The 19323-nt window shown below is 67.6% G+C and carries 14 protein-coding genes and 1 tRNA gene; 3 read left to right on the top strand and 12 right to left on the bottom strand.

Translation table 11 applies throughout. From position 1 onward, the window contains the following. Window positions 1-41: 41 nt before the first annotated feature. From ACSHXC_RS16105 to ACSHXC_RS16150, 10 genes are all read right to left on the bottom strand, one after another. Entirely contained in the window at window positions 42-3941 is a 3900-nt protein-coding gene (locus tag ACSHXC_RS16105) for a DNA-directed RNA polymerase subunit beta' (RefSeq protein ID WP_114037211.1), read from the bottom strand. Between the two features lie 128 nt (window positions 3942-4069). Then, window positions 4070-7555 carry a DNA-directed RNA polymerase subunit beta gene (gene rpoB, locus ACSHXC_RS16110; RefSeq protein ID WP_344375218.1) on the bottom strand — a complete coding sequence of 1162 codons (3486 nt, stop codon included), beginning with the start codon at window positions 7553-7555 and terminating at the stop codon, window positions 4070-4072. Window positions 7556-8164: 609 nt separating this feature from the next. Continuing rightward, window positions 8165-8548 (bottom strand): 50S ribosomal protein L7/L12, encoded by a 384-nt coding sequence (rplL, locus tag ACSHXC_RS16115; RefSeq protein ID WP_344375217.1) that lies wholly within the window; start codon window positions 8546-8548, stop codon window positions 8165-8167. A gap of 113 nt (window positions 8549-8661) precedes the next feature. Next, on the bottom strand, window positions 8662-9192 hold the full coding sequence (gene rplJ / locus ACSHXC_RS16120; RefSeq protein WP_344375215.1) for a 50S ribosomal protein L10: 531 nt from the start codon (window positions 9190-9192) through the stop codon (window positions 8662-8664). 289 nt (window positions 9193-9481) lie between these two features. Then, entirely contained in the window at window positions 9482-10369 is an 888-nt protein-coding gene (locus ACSHXC_RS16125; RefSeq protein ID WP_438292272.1) for a DUF1396 domain-containing protein, read from the bottom strand. Window positions 10370-10563: 194 nt separating this feature from the next. Next, a complete protein-coding gene (gene rplA, locus ACSHXC_RS16130) occupies window positions 10564-11286 on the bottom strand; it encodes a 50S ribosomal protein L1 (RefSeq protein ID WP_382588664.1) in 723 nt (240 codons plus the stop codon). An 88-nt stretch (window positions 11287-11374) separates the two neighbouring features. Then, window positions 11375-11809 carry a 50S ribosomal protein L11 gene (gene rplK / locus ACSHXC_RS16135; protein ID WP_053731185.1) on the bottom strand — a complete coding sequence of 145 codons (435 nt, stop codon included), beginning with the start codon at window positions 11807-11809 and terminating at the stop codon, window positions 11375-11377. A 182-nt stretch (window positions 11810-11991) separates the two neighbouring features. Then, entirely contained in the window at window positions 11992-12930 is a 939-nt protein-coding gene (gene nusG / locus ACSHXC_RS16140) for a transcription termination/antitermination protein NusG (RefSeq protein WP_438292273.1), read from the bottom strand. A 76-nt stretch (window positions 12931-13006) separates the two neighbouring features. Further along, window positions 13007-13303 (bottom strand): preprotein translocase subunit SecE, encoded by a 297-nt coding sequence (secE, locus tag ACSHXC_RS16145; protein ID WP_053731183.1) that lies wholly within the window; start codon window positions 13301-13303, stop codon window positions 13007-13009. A gap of 106 nt (window positions 13304-13409) precedes the next feature. Continuing rightward, window positions 13410-13482, bottom strand: a tRNA-Trp gene (locus ACSHXC_RS16150). A 338-nt stretch (window positions 13483-13820) separates the two neighbouring features. Here ACSHXC_RS16150 and ACSHXC_RS16155 point away from each other — a divergent pair. Both ACSHXC_RS16155 and ACSHXC_RS16160 read left to right on the top strand, forming a co-directional pair. Then, a complete protein-coding gene (locus tag ACSHXC_RS16155) occupies window positions 13821-15059 on the top strand; it encodes a pyridoxal phosphate-dependent aminotransferase (RefSeq protein ID WP_438292274.1) in 1239 nt (412 codons plus the stop codon). A gap of 229 nt (window positions 15060-15288) precedes the next feature. Then, complete coding sequence (locus tag ACSHXC_RS16160; protein ID WP_438292275.1) at window positions 15289-16308, top strand: adenosine deaminase; 1020 nt, start codon at window positions 15289-15291, stop codon at window positions 16306-16308. 191 nt (window positions 16309-16499) lie between these two features. Here ACSHXC_RS16160 and ACSHXC_RS16165 read toward each other — a convergent pair whose 3' ends face one another. Further along, window positions 16500-17096 carry a TetR/AcrR family transcriptional regulator gene (locus tag ACSHXC_RS16165; protein WP_438292276.1) on the bottom strand — a complete coding sequence of 199 codons (597 nt, stop codon included), beginning with the start codon at window positions 17094-17096 and terminating at the stop codon, window positions 16500-16502. Between the two features lie 96 nt (window positions 17097-17192). Between ACSHXC_RS16165 and ACSHXC_RS16170 the strand changes: the two genes are divergently transcribed. After that, complete coding sequence (locus ACSHXC_RS16170) at window positions 17193-17825, top strand: NAD(P)-dependent oxidoreductase (protein WP_438292277.1); 633 nt, start codon at window positions 17193-17195, stop codon at window positions 17823-17825. Between the two features lie 48 nt (window positions 17826-17873). Here the strand turns inward: ACSHXC_RS16170 and ACSHXC_RS16175 are convergent, their stop codons facing one another. Continuing rightward, complete coding sequence (locus tag ACSHXC_RS16175) at window positions 17874-19031, bottom strand: UDP-N-acetylmuramate dehydrogenase (protein WP_438292278.1); 1158 nt, start codon at window positions 19029-19031, stop codon at window positions 17874-17876. Window positions 19032-19323 lie beyond the last annotated feature (292 nt).

Genomic DNA, 19323 nt, shown 5'->3' on the forward strand with positions numbered 1-19323 from the left:
CCCGCGCAAGCGGAGTGGGCGCCCTTCGGCAGACGTACGCCTTACTGGTTGTACGGACCGTAGTCGTAGTCCTCCAGCGGAACGGCCTGGCCGGAGCCCGTGCCGAACGGCGAGTAGTCGATGTCGTCGTAGCCGACGGCCGAGTACATCGCGGCCTTGGCCTCTTCGGTGGGCTCGACCCGGATGTTGCGGTAGCGGGACAGACCCGTACCGGCCGGGATGAGCTTACCGATGATGACGTTCTCCTTGAGGCCGATGAGGCTGTCGGACTTGGCGTTGATCGCCGCATCCGTCAGGACTCGGGTCGTCTCCTGGAAGGAGGCGGCCGACAGCCAGGATTCCGTCGCCAGCGAGGCCTTGGTGATACCCATCAGCTGCGGACGGCCGGAGGCGGGGTGACCGCCCTCGGTGACCACACGACGGTTCTCGGTCTCGAACTTCGAGCGCTCGACGAGCTCGCCCGGCAGCAGCTCCGCGTCGCCGGACTCGATGATCGTCACGCGGCGCAGCATCTGCCGGATGATGATCTCGATGTGCTTGTCGTGGATCGACACGCCCTGGCTGTTGTAGACCTTCTGGACTTCGCCGACCAGGTGGACCTGGACCGCACGCTGACCGAGGATCCGCAGCACGTCGTGCGGGTTGGTGGCACCGACGGTGAGCTTCTGGCCCACCTCGACCGCGTCGCCCTCGCCGACCAGCAGACGGGCACGCTTGGAGATCGGGAACGCCGTCTCCTCGCTGCCGTCGTCCGGGGTGACGACGATCTTCTTGGTCTTCTCGGTCTCCTCGATCCGGACGCGGCCCTTGGCCTCCGAGATCGGCGCGACACCCTTGGGCGTACGGGCCTCGAAGAGCTCGACGACACGCGGCAGACCCTGCGTGATGTCGTCACCGGCCACACCACCGGTGTGGAAGGTACGCATCGTCAGCTGGGTACCGGGCTCACCGATGGACTGGGCGGCGATGATGCCGACCGCCTCACCGATGTCGACCAGCTTGCCGGTGGCGAGCGAGCGTCCGTAGCAGAAGGCACAGGTGCCGACCGCGGACTCACAGGTCAGGACCGAGCGGGTCTTGACCTCCTCGACACCCGCACCCACGAGGGCGTCGATGAGCACGTCACCGAGGTCCACGTTGGCCGGCGCGATGACCTTGCCGTCGACGACGACGTCCTCGGCGAGCATGCGGGCGTATACGGAGGTCTCGACGTCCTCGGTCTTGCGCAGCACGCCGTCGGCGCCCCGCTCCGCGATCTTGAGCTTGAGGCCGCGGTCGGTGCCGCAGTCCTCCTCGCGGATGATGACGTCCTGCGAGACGTCCACCAGACGACGGGTCAGGTAACCCGAGTCGGCGGTACGAAGCGCGGTGTCCGCCAGACCCTTACGGGCACCGTGCGTGGAGATGAAGTACTCCAGAACGGTGAGGCCCTCACGGAAGGACGCCTTGATCGGACGCGGGATGGTCTCGTTCTTCGCGTTCGACACCAGACCACGCATACCGGCGATCTGACGCATCTGCATCATGTTTCCTCGGGCACCCGAGTCAACCATCATGAAGATGGGGTTCGTCTTGGGGAAGTTCGCGTTCATCGCCTCGGCAACCTCGTTGGTCGCCTTGGTCCAGATCGCGATGAGCTCCTGCGTGCGCTCGTCCTTGGTGATCAGACCGCGCTCGTACTGCTTCTGGACCTTCTCGTCCTGCGCCTCGTAGCCCGCGACGATCGCCTTCTTGGCCTCGGGGACCACGACGTCGGAGATGGCCACGGTGACACCGGAACGGGTCGCCCAGTAGAAGCCGGCCGCCTTCAGGTTGTCGAGCGTCGCCGCCACGATGACCTTGGGGTAGCGCTCGGCGAGGTCGTTGACGATCTCGGAGAGCTGCTTCTTGCCCACCGAGTAGTCGACGAACGGGTAGTCCTCGGGCAGCAGCTCGTTGAAGAGCGCGCGGCCCAGGGACGTACGCAGCCGGAACGAGTCGCCCTGCTGCCAGGTCGTCTCGCCGTCCTCGTCGAGCGGCGGGGTCCAGCCGCGCGGCGGGACGGTGCCGATCGGGAAGCGGATGTCGACCTTCGCCTGGAGCGAGAGCTCCCGGGCGTCGAACGCCATGATCGCCTCGGCGGTCGAGTTGAAGGAACGGCCCGCGCCCTTCACCTCGCGCTCCTCTTCGTCCGTGGTGAGGAAGAAGAGGCCGAGCACCATGTCCTGGGTCGGCATGGTGACGGGACGACCGTCGGCCGGCTTCAGGATGTTGTTCGAGGACAGCATCAGGATGCGGGCCTCGGCCTGCGCCTCCGCGGAGAGCGGCAGGTGGACGGCCATCTGGTCACCGTCGAAGTCCGCGTTGAACGCGGTGCAGACGAGCGGGTGGATCTGGATGGCCTTGCCCTCGACCAGCTGGGGCTCGAAGGCCTGGATGCCGAGGCGGTGCAGCGTGGGCGCACGGTTCAGCAGAACCGGGTGCTCGGCGATGACCTCTTCGAGGACGTCGTACACGACCGTGCGGCCGCGCTCGACCATCCGCTTGGCGCTCTTGATGTTCTGCGCGTGGTTCAGGTCGACCAGGCGCTTCATCACGAACGGCTTGAAGAGCTCCAGCGCCATGGCCTTCGGCAGACCGCACTGGTGCAGCTTCAGCTGCGGACCAACGACGATGACGGAACGCGCGGAGTAGTCCACACGCTTGCCGAGCAGGTTCTGACGGAATCGACCCTGCTTGCCCTTGAGCATGTCGGACAGCGACTTCAGCGGACGGTTGCCGGGGCCCGTGACCGGGCGACCACGACGGCCGTTGTCGAAGAGCGCGTCGACGGCCTCCTGAAGCATGCGCTTCTCGTTGTTCACGATGATCTCGGGGGCGCCGAGGTCGAGGAGTCGCTTCAGGCGGTTGTTGCGGTTGATCACACGGCGGTACAGGTCGTTCAGGTCGGAGGTCGCGAAACGGCCACCGTCCAGCTGCACCATCGGACGCAGGTCCGGCGGGATGACCGGGACGCAGTCGAGGACCATGCCCTTGGGGCTGTTGGAGGTCTGCAGGAACGCGGACACAACCTTCAGCCGCTTCAGCGCACGGGTCTTCTTCTGGCCCTTGCCGGTGCGGATGATCTCGCGGAGGCGCTCGGCCTCCTCGTCGAGGTCGAAGGTCTCCAGGCGCTTCTGCAGGGCAGCGGCACCCATCGAGCCGTCGAAGTACGTGCCGAAGCGGTCACGCAGCTCGCGGTAGAGCAGCTCGTCGCCCTCCAGGTCCTGGACCTTGAGGTTCTTGAAGCGGCTCCACACCTCGTCGAGACGGTCGATCTCGCGCTGCGAACGGTCGCGCAGCTGCTTCATCTCGCGCTCGGCACCCTCGCGCACCTTGCGGCGCACGTCGGCCTTGGCACCCTCGGCCTCAAGCTCGGCGAGGTCCGTCTCGAGCTTCTTGGCGCGGGCTTCGAGGTCCGAGTCGCGACGGTTCTCGATCTGCTGACGCTCGACGGAGACGTGCGCCTCCAGCGACGGCAGGTCGCGCGTACGGCGCTCCTCGTCCACGAACGTGATCATGTACGCGGCGAAGTAGATGACCTTTTCGAGGTCCTTCGGCGCGAGGTCGAGCAGGTAGCCAAGACGCGACGGAACGCCCTTGAAGTACCAGATGTGGGTCACGGGAGCGGCAAGCTCGATGTGGCCCATCCGCTCGCGGCGCACCTTGGCACGCGTGACCTCTACGCCACAGCGCTCACAGATGATGCCCTTGAAGCGGACGCGCTTGTACTTGCCGCAGTAGCACTCCCAGTCCCGGGTCGGACCGAAGATCTTCTCGCAGAAGAGTCCGTCCTTTTCGGGCTTGAGGGTGCGGTAGTTGATGGTCTCCGGCTTCTTGACCTCACCGTGGGACCACTGACGAATGTCGTCAGCGGTGGCGAGGCCGATCCGCAGCTCGTCGAAGAAGTTGACGTCGAGCACTTGTCGTCAATCCCTCTTTCGGGGTCGATTCTTCAAGATGGTCTGAGGGGGGTCCGGATGGGGGTCCCTCCCAGGCCCATAAGGCCTAGGGGGAGGAGGGGGCTCTTGGTGAGCCCCCTCCAGACCCGTCAGACCTCTTCGACGCTGCTCGGCTCGCGCCGGGACAGGTCGATACCGAGCTCCTCCGCAGCGCGGAAGACGTCCTCGTCCGTGTCGCGCATCTCGATGGACATGCCGTCCGAGGACAGCACCTCCACGTTGAGGCAGAGCGACTGCATTTCCTTGATGAGCACCTTGAAGGACTCGGGAATGCCGGGCTCGGGGATGTTCTCGCCCTTGACGATGGCCTCGTAGACCTTCACACGGCCGGTCACGTCGTCGGACTTGATGGTCAGCAGCTCCTGGAGGGCGTACGCGGCGCCGTATGCCTCCAGCGCCCACACCTCCATCTCACCGAAGCGCTGGCCACCGAACTGGGCCTTACCACCCAGCGGCTGCTGGGTGATCATCGAGTACGGACCGGTCGAGCGGGCGTGCAGCTTGTCGTCGACCAGGTGGTGCAGCTTCAGGATGTACATGTACCCGACCGAGATCGGGTCCGGGAACGGCTCGCCGGAGCGGCCGTCGAAGAGCTGCGCCTTGCCGGACGGCTGCACCAGGCGGTCACCGTCGCGGTTGGGGATCGTGGCCTCGAAGAGACCGGAGATCTCGTCCTCGCGGGCACCGTCGAAGACCGGGGTCGCGACGTTGGTACCGGCGGCGACCTGGTCGGCGCCGATGGCCTGCAGACGCTGGGCCCAGTCGTCGGCCAGACCGGAGACGTCCCAGCCGCGGCTGGCGAGCCAGCCGAGGTGGATCTCCAGGACCTGTCCCGGGTTCATTCGGGACGGGACACCGAGCGGGTTGAGGATGATGTCGACCGGAGTTCCGTCCTCGAGGAACGGCATGTCCTCGATCGGAAGGATCTTCGAGATGACACCCTTGTTGCCGTGACGGCCGGCGAGCTTGTCACCGTCCGTGATCTTGCGCTTCTGCGCCACGTAGACGCGAACCAGCTGGTTCACACCCGGCGGCAGCTCGTCGCCCTCTTCACGGTCGAAGACGCGGACGCCGATGACCTTGCCGGTCTCGCCGTGCGGCACCTTCAGCGAGGTGTCACGCACCTCGCGGGCCTTCTCACCGAAGATCGCGCGCAGCAGGCGCTCCTCCGGCGTCAGCTCGGTCTCACCCTTGGGCGTGACCTTGCCTACGAGGATGTCGCCGGCGACGACCTCGGCACCGATACGGATGATGCCGCGCTCGTCGAGGTCGGCGAGGACCTCCTCGGAGACGTTCGGGATGTCCCGGGTGATCTCCTCCGGGCCGAGCTTGGTGTCACGGGCGTCGACCTCGTGCTCCTCGATGTGGATCGAGGAGAGGACGTCGTCCTGCACGAGGCGCTGCGACAGGATGATCGCGTCCTCGTAGTTGTGACCCTCCCACGGCATGAACGCCACGAGCAGGTTCTTGCCCAGCGCCATCTCACCCTGCTGGGTGGCGGGACCGTCGGCCAGGACCTGGCCCTCGATCACGCGGGCGCCCTCGTCCACGACAACCTTCTGGTTGACCGAGGTGCCCTGGTTGGAGCGGGAGAACTTGGCGATCCGGTACGTGGTGTACGTGCCGTCGTCGTTGGCGACGGTGATGTAGTCCGCGGAGACCTCCTGGACGACACCCGCCTTCTCCGCCTTGATGACGTCACCGGCGTCGACCGCGCAGCGGTACTCCATGCCGGTGCCGACGAGCGGCGCCTCGGACGTGATCAGCGGCACGGCCTGACGCATCATGTTCGCGCCCATGAGGGCACGGTTGGCGTCGTCGTGCTCGAGGAACGGGATCATGGCGGTCGCGACCGACACCATCTGGCGCGGCGAGACGTCCATGTAGTCGACCTCGGTGCCGGGCACGTAGTCGACCTCGCCGCCACGGCGGCGAACCAGGACGCGCGGCTCGGTGAACCGCATCTCGTCACTGAGCGCGGCGTTGGCCTGCGCGATGACGAAGCGGTCCTCCTCGTCGGCGGTGACGTAGTCGACCTCGTCGGTGACCTGGCCGTCGACGACCTTGCGGTACGGCGTCTCGATGAAGCCGAACGCGTTGACGCGGCCGTACGAGGCGAGCGAACCGATCAGACCGATGTTCGGGCCTTCCGGGGTCTCGATCGGGCACATGCGGCCGTAGTGAGACGGGTGCACGTCACGGACCTCGAAGCCGGCCCGCTCACGGGAGAGACCACCCGGGCCAAGCGCCGACAGACGGCGCTTGTGGGTGAGACCCGACAGCGGGTTGTTCTGGTCCATGAACTGCGACAGCTGGCTGGTGCCGAAGAACTCCTTGATGGAGGCGACGACCGGCCGGATGTTGATCAGGGTCTGCGGCGTGATCGCCTCGACGTCCTGGGTCGTCATGCGCTCACGCACGACGCGCTCCATACGAGCCAGACCCGTACGGACCTGGTTCTGGATGAGCTCGCCGACGTTGCGCAGACGACGGTTGCCGAAGTGGTCGATGTCGTCGGTCTCGACGACGATGTTCCGACCCGACTCGCCGACCGTCTCGGTCTCACCGGCGTGCAGCTTGACCAGGTACTTGATGGTCGCGATGACGTCGTCGGTGGTGAGCACGCCCGCGTCGAGGGGCTCATCCGCGCCGAGCTTCTTGTTCACCTTGTAGCGGCCGACCTTCGCGAGGTCGTAGCGCTTCGGGTTGAAGTAGAGGTTCTCGAGCAGCGTCTGAGCGGCCTCGCGCGTCGGCGGCTCGCCCGGGCGCAGCTTGCGGTAGATGTCGAGCAGCGCGTCGTCCTGGCCCTGGGTGTGGTCCTTCTCCAGGGTGGCGCGCATGGACTCGTACTCGCCGAACTCCTCCAGGATCTGCTCGGTGGTCCAACCGAGAGCCTTCAGGAGAACGGTGACGGACTGCTTGCGCTTGCGGTCGATGCGGACACCGACCATGTCGCGCTTGTCGATCTCCATCTCGAGCCAGGCACCCCGGGACGGGATGATCTTGGCCGTGAAGATGTCCTTGTCGGACGTCTTGTCGATGTTGGAGTCGAAGTAGACACCCGGCGAGCGGACCAGCTGCGACACGACGACACGCTCGGTGCCGTTGATGACGAAGGTGCCCTTGTTGGTCATGAGCGGGAAGTCGCCCATGAAGACCGTCTGGGACTTGATCTCGCCGGTCTCGTTGTTGGTGAACTCGGCGGTGACGAAGAGCGGGGCCGCGAACGTGAAGTCGCGCTCCTTGCACTCGTCGATCGAGTTCTTCGGCGGCTCGAAGCGGTGGTCGCGGAAGGTCAGCGACATCGACCCGGAGAAGTCCTCGATCGGAGAGATCTCTTCGAAGATCTCCTCCAGACCGGACTTGGTGGGGACGTCCTGTCCACTCTCGAGAGCGGCCTCGACCCGAGACTTCCAAGCGGCATTGCCGAGCAGCCAGTCAAAGCTCTCGGTCTGCAGCGCAAGAAGGTTCGGAACCTCGAGGGGCTCCTTGATCTTTGCAAAGGAGATGCGCAGCGGGGCGGTGCTGGCGCCGTTGTTCGTATTGGCGGTCGAGGCGTTGCGCGAGGCGGCCAAGAGGGGGTCCTTCCGAGGGCTCGGACTCACTACGCGCGTACCGGTCCCACGTGGGCACAGAGAGAGACGTTTCTGATTCGGCCGGAAAGGCCAGTTCAGGGCGGTTCAATCCGAGGTGCTCAAGCGAGGGCATGCCCCTGGTGACGGGCAGGGGACAGCTAACAGGCAGCGCAAAGGGACAGTGTAGCCACTCGGCACACTGATGTCCAGGGCGGATTTTTCGAGACCCGCATTGCTCTTCTCAAGTACCTCGGTACCTCGGTCAGCCGTGCGCCGCGCAGACGCAGATTAGTACTGCCCTCTTCGCCGTCGATCCATGCCTCGGATCCGGATCGTTGTGACGACGCGTCCTGAGAATTGCGCGCTGCGTGCGGTTCGTCAAGACCCCTCCGCTCCCCGGAGATCGCCGCGGGAGCCGTGCGGAGCGTACGCCTGCGTCCCTGCCGAGCAGACGGCGAAGATCACCATACTCCCAGACAGGCCCCGTGCAAGGCAGGGTCGCGGGTACGCCGAAGGGCGACCACCCGGATGGGTGATCGCCCTTGGCGGTGTCCAGCGGCGCGCGAGCGCGCCTGCGAGACGGGTGCGGGTCGGCAGACCCGCGAGGTGTTACTTGACCGTGACGGAGGCGCCGGCGGCCTTGAGGGACTCGGCAGCCTTCTCCGCGGCCTCCTTGGCGACCTTCTCGAGGACCGGCTTCGGGGTGCCGTCGACGAGGTCCTTGGCCTCCTTCAGACCCAGGGAGGTCAGCTCGCGCACGACCTTGATGACCTGGATCTTCTTGTCGCCGGCGCCCTCGAGGATGACGTCGAACTCGTCCTGCTCCTCGACGGCCTCAGCGGCGGCACCCGGGGCACCCGGGGCAACGGCGGCGACGGCCGCGGCGGCGGTGACGTCGAACTTCTCCTCGAAGGCCTTCACGAACTCGGAGAGCTCGATGAGGGTCATCTCCTCGAACTGAGCGAGCAGGTCTTCCTGGCTGAGCTTCGCCATGATGGGCGATCCTTCCACTAATTCGGCAGGTGCCGGATGTACATGTAGGCGGGCGTACGTTCGGCCCGCTGCGACCGCGTCCCTAGTGGGCCGCGATCAATGCGCGAGCCGAATTACTCGGCACCGCCCTGCTCGGCGAGCTTGACGCGAAGCGCTTCCGCGGTGCGGACGAACTTCGACGGCAGCGCCTGGAGGAGCGAGGCAGTCTGGGACTGCTTGCCCTTGAACGCGCCGGCCAGCTTGCTGAGCAGAACCTCGCGGGACTCGAGGTCCGCAAGCTTCTTGATCTCATCGGCGGACAGCGCCTTGCCATCAAGGACACCGCCCTTGATGATCAGGTTCGGGTTCTCCTTGGCGAAGTCACGAAGACCCTTCGCCGACTCCACCGGGTCACCGGTGATGAAGGCAGCGCCCGTCGGACCGGTGAACTGGTCGTCGAGCGAGGTGATCCCGGCATTGTTGGCCGCAATCTTGGTCAGCGTGTTCTTCACCACGGCGTACTGGGCGTTCTCACCGAGCGAACGACGCAGCGTCTTGAGCTGCGCCACGGTGAGACCCCGGTACTCGGTCAGCACGACGGCGTTCGAGCTGCGGAACTTGTCCTCAAGCTCGGCTACGTCGGCAGCCTTGTTGGGCGTCGGCATAGTGCGTCGGCCTCCTTCCGGGTGATGAGGACCGCTCAGAAGGGGCTGAACAATACGAAACGCCCCGGCGCAGGCGCACGGGGCGTAGCTCAACCAGCTGCACTCAGAAGAGGAACATCCGGGAACTTTCCACGGTCACCTGCGCGGGTCGTCCGCATTCAGCGGATCCTTCGGCCACCGCCCCTTCGAATGAAGGCACGGCAACGACCAGCGGTCTTTGGCTTCTGGGGAAGCGTACGTTACGGGGTCCGCGTCAAGCAAATCCGCCCAGACGGACCCCCGCGCGGGCTCAGGCGGCAGTAGCGCCCGCGCCGGCGCGCTTCATCAGCTCGGCCAGGTCGGCGACCTGGTCGGCCGGCGGGGTCTGCACGGTGACCGGCTTGTTGTAGTCCAGGAACTTGACGGTCATGTCCAGCGGGCCCTTGGCGGCCGTGGCCTGCGTCCGGAACTGCTTGGTGTGGTCCTGCCCGTCGATCCACATGTCCATCTGAAGCGAGCCGACGCCCCACTCCTCGTACTGCTTCAGGGACTTCTCCGCTCGCCCCTTGGCAGCGGCGTCCTTGCCCTTGAGGCTGTCGCGCAGCTGGTCGAGGGTGACGGTGCCCGCGTAGTGCGTGGTCTTCACACCGTCGACGGTCTCCTCGCCGAGCTTCTTGAGGTCCTTGGCGGCGGTCAGGTTGTTGGACTCTTCGGCCGGGTTCTTGTCCGCCTGGTTGCCGAGGCCGGCCAGCGGGTTCCTACCGCTCTGCTGCCCCAGGGCGGACAGGTCGAACTTGAACCAGGACTTGCCGTCCACCGGCTCGCCGGCGTTCATGTACATGGCGTTGTCCACGAAGCGGATCTCGAACTCGCCGGACTCTCCCCCGGAGCCGCCCTTGGCCTTCATCTGCATCGCGAGCGGCTTCATGCTCATCGACGCGCTCGCCTCGACGGTGCCGGCGTCAGGCGTCTTCCCGGTCATCGTGTACGAGAGGGACGTCAGCTCGCTGTTCTTGGCGGCCGCGCGCTTCACCGCAGCCGCGAACGTCGCCTCTGCGGGCTTCCCGGCCGCCTGGCCCGCGGAGCCCTCAGCGGATTTGCCCGCAGCCGGCTTGCCGTCGCCGGAGCAGGCTGCGAGGCCGGCGACCAGCACACCGGCCAGCACGGCGGCAGCGGCGTTGCGGTGGATGTGACGCATGTGGATCCCCCCAGGATCTGCTGATGCCGCGCATCGGTAATGATTCGGCAAACTCCAAAGATCGTAACCGCTGCCACTGACAAGTCGCACACGAAAAAACCGGCCCCCGCGCCTCTGACGAGGTGCGGGGGCCGGTCTCAGTACGCGGCGTACGTCTCCGTACGCGAACCCGCGACTGCCGGTGATCCGAGGGATCAGACGGCGGCCGGGTCCTCCTCGACGAGGAGGTTGCGGGTGCGGTTCTGGTCCAGGGTGATACCGGGGCCCATCGTGGTGGTGATGGTCGCCTTCTTGATGTACCGGCCCTTGGCGGCGGACGGCTTCAGACGGAGGATCTCCTCCAGAGCCGCACCGTAGTTCTCCACCAGCTTGGCGTCGTCGAACGACACCTTGCCGATGATGAAGTGCAGGTTCGAGTGCTTGTCGACGCGGAACTCGATCTTGCCGCCCTTGATCTCCTCGACCGCCTTGGCGACGTCGGGGGTGACCGTGCCGGTCTTCGGGTTCGGCATCAGGCCACGGGGACCGAGCACGCGGCCGAGGCGGCCGACCTTGCCCATGAGGTCCGGGGTGGCGACGACGGCGTCGAAGTCCAGACGGCCCTTCGAAACCTCGTCGATGAGCTCGTCGGAGCCGACGATGTCGGCGCCCGCGGCAAGCGCGGCCTCGGCACGGTCGCCGGTCGCGAAGACCAGGACCCGGGCGGTCTTACCGGTGCCGTGCGGGAGGTTCACGGTGCCACGGACCATCTGGTCGGCCTTGCGCGGGTCGACACCCAGGCGGAAGGCGACCTCGACGGTGCCGTCGAACTTGGTCGTGGAGGTCTCCTTGGCGAGACGGACCGCCTCGAGCGGCGCGTACAGCTTGTCCGCGTCGATCTTGGCGTCCGCAGCGCGGAGAGTCTTGCTGCGCTTCACTTCTGCTCCTGTGTTGGTTCAGGCATGGAGTCGTGGTGCGGGCCAGCGCATGGCCCTACCACTGAGGTCAAACGGGGGTGAGCTGAGATCAGCCCTCGACCGTGATGCCCATGGAACGGGCGGTGCCGGCGATGATCTTCGACGCGGCGTCCAGGTCGTTGGCGTTCAGGTCGGCGAGCTTCGTCGTGGCGATCTCGCGGACCTGGGCCTCGGTGATCTTGGCGACCTTGGTCTTGTGCGGCTCGCCGGAGCCCTTCTCGACACCAGCGGCCTTGAGGATCATCTTCGCGGCCGGCGGAGTCTTGGTGATGAAGGTGAAGGAGCGGTCTTCGTAGACCGTGATCTCCACCGGGATCACCCAGCCACGCTGCGACTCGGTCGCGGCGTTGTAGGCCTTGCAGAACTCCATGATGTTGACGCCGTGCTGGCCGAGCGCGGGGCCGACCGGCGGGGCCGGGTTCGCCGCACCGGCGTTGATCTGGAGCTTGATAAGCCCCGTGACCTTCTTCTTCTTGGGAGGCATTGCTCTCTCCGGGTCCTAGTGAGAGTGAACCGCCTGCATCCGATCAACCGGATGGAGGCATACCGCACAACGATAACGGGTATAGCTGTGCGGCTAAAAACCGAGCAGGTCAGAGGGGCTGCGAGAGCCTCTCTGACCTGCTCGGAAGTGCTGGTTCCAGAAAGCGCCGGTGGCCGGGGCCGCTAGTTCTTCTGGATCTGGTCGAAGCTGAGCTCGACCGGGGTCTCTCGGCCGAAGATCTCGACCAGGCCCTTGACCTTCTTCGAGTCGGCGTTGATCTCGTTGATGGTCGCCTGCAGCGTCGCGAACGGGCCGTCGGTGACGGTGACCGAGTCACCCACCTCGAAGTCCAGGACCTGGACCTCGACCTTGCGCTGCGGAGCCGGCTTGCCCTCGGCCTCGGCGGCCTCGCGGGCGGCCTTCTCCTCGGCCTCCGGGGCGAGCATCTTCACGATCTCGTCGAGCGTCAGCGGGTACGGGTCGTAGGCGTTGCCCACGAAGCCGGTGACACCGGGGGTGTTGCGGACGACGCCCCAGGACTCGTTCGTCAGATCCATGCGGACGAGAACGTAACCGGGCAGCTTGTTCTGCCGGACGTTCTTGCGCTCGCCGTTCTTGATCTGGACGATCTCCTCTTCGGGGACCTCGGCCTGGTAGATGAACTCCTCGACGTTCAGCGAGACGGCACGCTGTTCGAGGTTGGCCTTCACACGCTTCTCGTAACCGGCGTACGTGTGGATGACGTACCACTCGCCGGGCAGGAAGCGGAGCTCCTGGCGCAGGGCCTCGACCGGGTCGACGGGGGCGGCGGGCTCCGCCGGCTCCTCGTCCTCGCCGGATTCGGCGGAGACCTCGGCGGGCTCCTCGTCCGACTCGGAGGCCTCGGCCTCGTCGGAAGCGTCCTCTTCGGTCACGTCTTCGGTCAGGTCGGAAGCCTCGGCGGCTTCGGCCTCGGGCTCGGCGTCGTCGGACTCGACGTGCAGGGCAGCCTCTTCGGCCGCTTCGCCCGCAGCGGCGTCGGCAGCCTCGGCCTCGTCCTCGTCGGCCGCCTCGATGATCTCGAGCTCGTCCTCGACGGACTCGACCGACTCGATGGCGTCGTTCAGGTTCGGGTCAGACACGGTGGCTGCTTCTTCCTGGCTACAGATGGGGTGGAACATGCGAAAGGGGCGCCGATTGAGGGGCGCCCTTCGCTGATCAGCCGAAGACGTACTTGACTACCTGCGAGAAGCCGGAGTCAATCAACGTCACGATGCCAATCATGATGACAACGAACACGATCACGACGGAGGTGTACGTCGTCAGCTGGCTGCGTGTCGGCCAGACAACTTTACGGAGTTCGGCGACGACCTGCCGGTAGAAGAGCGCGAGACGGCCCAGAGGGCCCTTCTTGCCGCGCTTACCGCCCTTGCGGGCCTTCTTCTTCGAATCCTTGGACTCCGCTGCCTCGTCCTGGGCATCAGGCATGTCGATGGAGCCCACGGCGTCCGTCACGCTTCTCACCTGATTCCGGGTCATGGCCGTGCCGCGCCCGGTGGAGCCGCACGGCGGTGCATTGAAGTACGTACATGCGCACACATCCTGGCGAAGGTGTGTGTAGCAGGGCCGGAGGGACTTGAACCCCCAACCGCTGGTTTTGGAGACCAGTGCTCTACCAATTGAGCTACGACCCTTTGTGGTTCCCCCAACCTACCGCATGTGGTGGTGTGGTCGGTGAGGGCCAACAGGCAGTGAGTGTACGTGGTCAGGGGCCCGGCGTCGAACAGCTTGCTCCCGAACACCTTCCGAATCGCTTCGCGATCCGTTCCGGATCACTTCGGAATCCGTTCCGGATCGCTTTCCGGATCATTTCCGACCGCCTCGTCATCACCTCCGCCTCCCCTTCGCGCGGCCTCTCTCACGACCCCTGTCACAGCCTCTTCAAGGGTGCCGCTCGGACGCCTGTCCACATGCTGACCGGTCCGTGAAACGCGGGTGCTCCCTTCGTCGGGGGTCTGGGACCATGGCCGGCATGAGCGCTGCAACTCCCCCGCCTTCCTCCCCCACCGAGCGCCGGGTCTCCGCGCGCATCGGCGCCATCTCCGAGTCCGCGACCCTCGCCGTCGACGCCAAGGCCAAGGCCCTCAAGGCCGCCGGGCGTCCGGTCATCGGTTTCGGCGCGGGCGAGCCCGACTTCCCGACGCCCGACTACATCGTCGAGGCCGCCGTCGAGGCCTGCCGCAACCCGAAGTACCACCGCTACACGCCGGCGGGGGGCCTGCCCGAGCTCAAGGCCGCCATCGCCGCCAAGACGCTGCGCGACTCCGGCTACGAGGTCGACGCCTCCCAGGTCCTGGTGACCAACGGCGGCAAGCAGGCGATCTACGAGGCCTTCGCGGCGATCCTCGACCCGGGCGACGAAGTCATCGTCCCGGCGCCCTACTGGACCACCTACCCCGAGTCGATCCGGCTCGCGGGCGGGGTCCCGGTGGACGTCGTGGCCGACGAGACGACCGGGTACCGGGTGTCGGTGGAGCAGCTGGAGGCGGCCCGTACGGAGCGCACGAAGGTCGTTCTGTTCGTCTCCCCGTCCAACCCCACCGGCGCCGTCTACAGCGAGGCCGACGCCGAGGCGATCGGGCGCTGGGCCGTCGAGCACGGGCTGTGGGTCATGACCGACGAGATCTACGAGCACCTGGTGTACGGCAGCGCCACGTTCACCTCGCTGCCCGCGATCGTGCCCGAGCTGCGCGACAAGTGCATCGTCGTCAACGGCGTCGCCAAGACCTTCGCGATGACCGGCTGGCGGGTCGGGTGGATCATCGGCCCGAAGGACGTCGTGAAGGCCGCGACCAACCTCCAGTCGCACGCGACGTCGAACGTCAGCAACGTGGCCCAGGTGGCCGCGCTTGCCGCCGTCTCCGGGAACCTGGACGCGGTCGCCAAGATGCGCGAGTCCTTCGACCGGCGCCGCACCACCATGGTGCGCATGCTGAGCGAGATCCCCGGCGTGGTCTGCCCCACCCCCGAGGGCGCGTTCTACGCCTACCCCTCGGTCAAGGCCCTGCTCGGCAAGGAGATCCGCGGCAAGCGCCCGCAGACCTCCACCGAGCTCGCCGCGCTGATCCTGGACGAGACCGAGGTCGCGGTCGTCCCCGGCGAGGCCTTCGGCACGCCGGGCTACCTGCGGCTCTCCTACGCGCTGGGCGACGACGACCTCGTCGAGGGCGTCTCCCGCATCCAGAAGCTGCTGCGCGAGGCCACGGACTGAGGTATTGCGCATAAGCGGGCTCCCGGCGAGGCCAGGGGCCCGCTTATGCGTTCAGGCACGCGCTCATTCGGTGAACTCGGCTGCCTGGACCAGGATCTCTACGGCAAGATCCCTGGGTGACTCCTCCCCAGAGGGGCTTCTCACTTGGCCGCCACAGCGGCCTCATGACGGACAAGCCCTGCCCGGCACCTCGCGGCACAGGGCAGAGCCTAGCGATTACGGAGCGTTGATGGGTGTGGTTCGCGATATCCGACAGCTGCCCAAGGCCCATCTGCATCTGCACTTCACCGGGTCCATGCGGCCCTCTACCCTGCTCGAACTCGCCGACAAGTACGGCGTACGGCTGCCCGAGGCGCTGACCGGCGCCGAGCCGCCGAAGCTGCGGGCCACCGACGAGCGCGGCTGGTTCCGCTTCCAGCGCCTCTACGACGCGGCGCGGTCCTGTCTGCGCGCCCCCGAGGACATCCAGCGCCTGGTGCGCGAGGCCGCCGAGGAGGACGTCCGGGACGGCTCCGGGTGGCTGGAGATCCAGGTCGACCCGACCTCGTACGCGCCGCTGCTCGGCGGGCTCATCCCGGCTCTGGAGATCATCCTCGACGCGGTCGACTCGGCCTCCCGCGAGACCGGGCTCGGCATGCGCGTCGTGGTCGCGGCGAACCGGATGAAGCACCCCCTCGACGCGCGCACCCTGGCCCGGCTCGCGGTCCGCTACGCCGATCGCGGCGTGGTCGGTTTCGGCCTCTCCAACGACGAACGCCGGGGCATGGCAAGGGACTTCGACCGCGCCTTCGCGATCGCCCGCGAGGGCGGCCTGCTCGCGGCCCCGCACGGCGGCGAGCTCTCCGGCCCGGCCTCCGTACGCGACTGCCTCGACGATCTGCACGCGCGGCGGGTCGGCCACGGGGTGCGGGCGGCCGAGGACCCCCGGCTCCTGCGCCGCCTTGCCGACAAGGGCGTCACCTGCGAGGTCTGCCCGGCGTCCAACGTCGCCCTCGGCGTCTACGAGAAGCCCGAGGACGTGCCGCTGCGGGTCCTGTACGACGCGGGCGTCCCGCTCGCCCTGGGCGCGGACGACCCCCTCCTCTTCGGCTCCCGCCTGGCCGCCCAGTACGAAATCGCCCGCCACCACCATGCGTTCACCGACGAGGAACTGGCCGATTTGGCCCGCCAGTCGATCCGGGGCTCGGCAGCGCCGCAGGACGTCCAGGGGAAGCTGCTGGCGGGGGTGGAGGGGTGGTTGGCGGGGTGATGCGAATCGCCGCTGCGCGTTCGTGCCGGCGCGCCACAACCCCCTGAGGGGCGCGGGGAACTGCGCGACCAGCCACGGAGGGGCGCAGCCGACAACCCGGGGTGCAGCCGGGCCGCCGCGCCCACCACGCGGGAGCATCACGAGGTGCCGGTCCGTGGACGATCCGGCGCGGGCATCGCCCTGCCAAGGGGCTACCCGATACCCCGCAGCAGCGCACGAGCCACCCCCCGCGCAAACTCCTCCCGCGTCTGAGGAGGCTCCCCGGACGGCGTCATGTCGTACGCGAACGCCCGCTGCGCACACGCGCCGAGCAGCAGCGACGCAGCCGCATACGTGTCGGCGTCCTCACGGATCCGGCCGGCCGAACGCTCCGCCCGGAGATACCCGTCCACCCACTCGATCGGCATGTGGGGCCCTGAGCCGAGCTCCCGCAGCGCCTCGTCATGGCGCCGCTTGAGCTGCGGATCCGCGTACAGCGACGCCGCGATCGGAAAGCTCTCCGCGTAGAAAAGCGACGCCTGACGGGCGATCTCCGTCAGGTTCGACTCCACCGACCGCTCCCCCGGCTCCGCCGCGAGCCCCTCCACCAGCGGGCCGAGCTTCGGCAGCCGCTCCTTCAGGACCGCCACGAACAGGTCCTCCTTGCTCGCGAAGTGCTTGTAGAGCGCCGCCTCCGAGCATCCCGCCGCCTTCGCGATCTCCTTCGTCGTGGCGCGGGCGAGGCCGATCGTGAGCATGAGCTCGTGCGCGGCGTCGAGGATGCGGACGCGGGCCGGCGGCGACTGCATGGGTGCTCCAACGGGGCTTGACTAGTGGGTGAGTACTTACTCACTCTAGTGGTGAACGAAGTGAGTGAATACTTACCCACCCAGGAGGGTGACGCCATGAGGCTCACTGTTTTCGGTGCCACAGGGGGCATCGGCCAGGAAATCGTCAAGCAGGCGCTGGCTTCGGGGCACGAGGTCACGGCGGTGGTGCGCGATCCGGCCAGGTTCGCCGTGACCGGCGCGGGCCTTCAGGTCGTCAAGGCCGACCTCACCGACCCCGAGTCGCTGCGCGGAGCCGTGGCCGGGCGGCACGCCGTCCTGTCCGGGCTCGGCGCCCGCAAACGCTCCGACGCCGGGATCACGGCCCGGCTCACGCGGTCGGTCCTGGCCGCGATGGAGGCCGAGGGCACTCGGCGGCTGGTCGTCGTGAGCGCGGCGCCGGTCGGGCCGGAGGCCCCCGGCGACGGGCTCCTCGACCGCGGCATGCGGTCCATGATCAGCGCGATCCTGAAGGAGGTGTACGCCGATCTCCGCGCCATGGAGGCCGAGTTGGCGGCCAGCGCCACGGACTGGACGTCCGTACGCCCGCCCAAACTCACCGACAAGCCGCTCACCGGGTCCTACCGCCGGGTCGTCGGCGGCAACCCCAAAGCGGGCCGCACCATCGCCCGCGCCGACGTGGCGCACGCGATGCTGGCCTGCGTGGACGACCCGGCGACGGTGAAGCAGGGGGTGGGGGTGGCGTACTGAGGGAGTACCGGGGGGCGAGGGGTGCGGCCGGACCTGTCGGGGCGGGCTCTAAACCTCTACGCCGACCGCCACCGGTTCGTTCACCAGGGTCACGCCGAAGGCCAGCTCCACCCCTGCGACCACCTCGCGGGCCAGCGCCAGCAGGTCCTCGGTGGTGGCGCCGCCGCGGTTCGTCAGCGCGAGGGTGTGCTTCGTGGAGATGCGGGCGGGGCCGGTCCCATACCCCTTGGTGAAGCCGGCCTTGTCGATCAACCAAGCGGCGGAGGTCTTGGTGCGGTCGGTGCCGACGGGCCAGGCGGGGGGCGTCACATCCGCGCCGAGGCGCTCCTGGGCGCGGGCGACGAACGCCCCGTACGCCTCGTTGGGGAGGATCGGGTTGGTGAAGAACGAGCCCGCCGACCAGGTGTCGTGGTCCTCCGGGTCGAGCACCATGCCCTTGCCGGCGCGCAGCTTGAGCACGGTCTCGCGGGCGGTGGCGGCGGGGACGCGGTCGCCGGGCTCGACGCCGAGGGTCCGGGCGGTCTCGGCGTACTTGACCGGCGCGGAGAGCCCCCCGGCGTCCTCCAGCTCGAAGACGACGCGGAGTACGACGTAGCGGTCGGGGTGCTGCTTGAAGCGGCTGTTGCGGTACGAGAAGTCGCACTCGGCGTTGGGGATGGTGACGGTGGTGCGGTCGAGGCGGTCGTAGGCGACGACGTGTGTGATGGTGCTGGACACTTCCTGGCCGTACGCCCCGACGTTCTGGATCGGGGTCGCGCCGGCCGAGCCGGGGATGCCGGCGAGGCACTCGATACCGGCGAGCCCGGCCTCGACGCTCCTGGCGACGGCGTCGCTCCACAGCTCACCGGCGGCGAGTTCGAGGCGGGTGCCGTCGAGCTCGAAGCCGCGGGTGGCGATGCGCAGGGCGGTCCCGGCGAAGCCCTTGTCCCCGATGAGCAGGTTGCTGCCGCCGCCGATGACGAGCAGGGGGGTGCCGCTGTCGTCGGCCTCACGTACGGCGTCGATGACCTCGGCGTCGGTGACGGCGGTGACCAGCCGGTCCGCCGGGCCGCCGAGGCGGAGGGTGGTCAGGGGGGCGAGGGGGGCGTCGTGAAGTTCCTGCACGGGGTCCAGCGTACGGGTGCGGGTCGGTGGGGCGGCGCCGCCCTTCGGTCGGCAGTGCGGGCAGATGCCGCGGGCCGGGGCTGCGGCATCACCGGTACGCATCGCACCGTCATGGGGTGGGGGCGTGAACGCGGCGGGGTACCTCCTCATACGTCGCGCAGTTCCGCCCACCGGAAATCCCCCCAGAACCAGCGCTCCTCCTTGCGGGGGCACCCCGCCACGTCCCCACCCGGCCGGACACGCGTCCGTCCGTAGTGCCTCGATCACCGTTCAGACAAACCCCTACGCGTACGACGCGTACGAGGCATCCCGCCCACGCCCCAGACCAGATCCCCATGGACGAGCACCTGCGGCAGGCCCCCGGCCCGCCGCCAGCGCCCGAACTCTCGACCCA

Source organism: Streptomyces sp. HUAS TT7 (genome assembly GCF_051550175.1).
GTDB lineage: Bacteria > Actinomycetota > Actinomycetes > Streptomycetales > Streptomycetaceae > Streptomyces.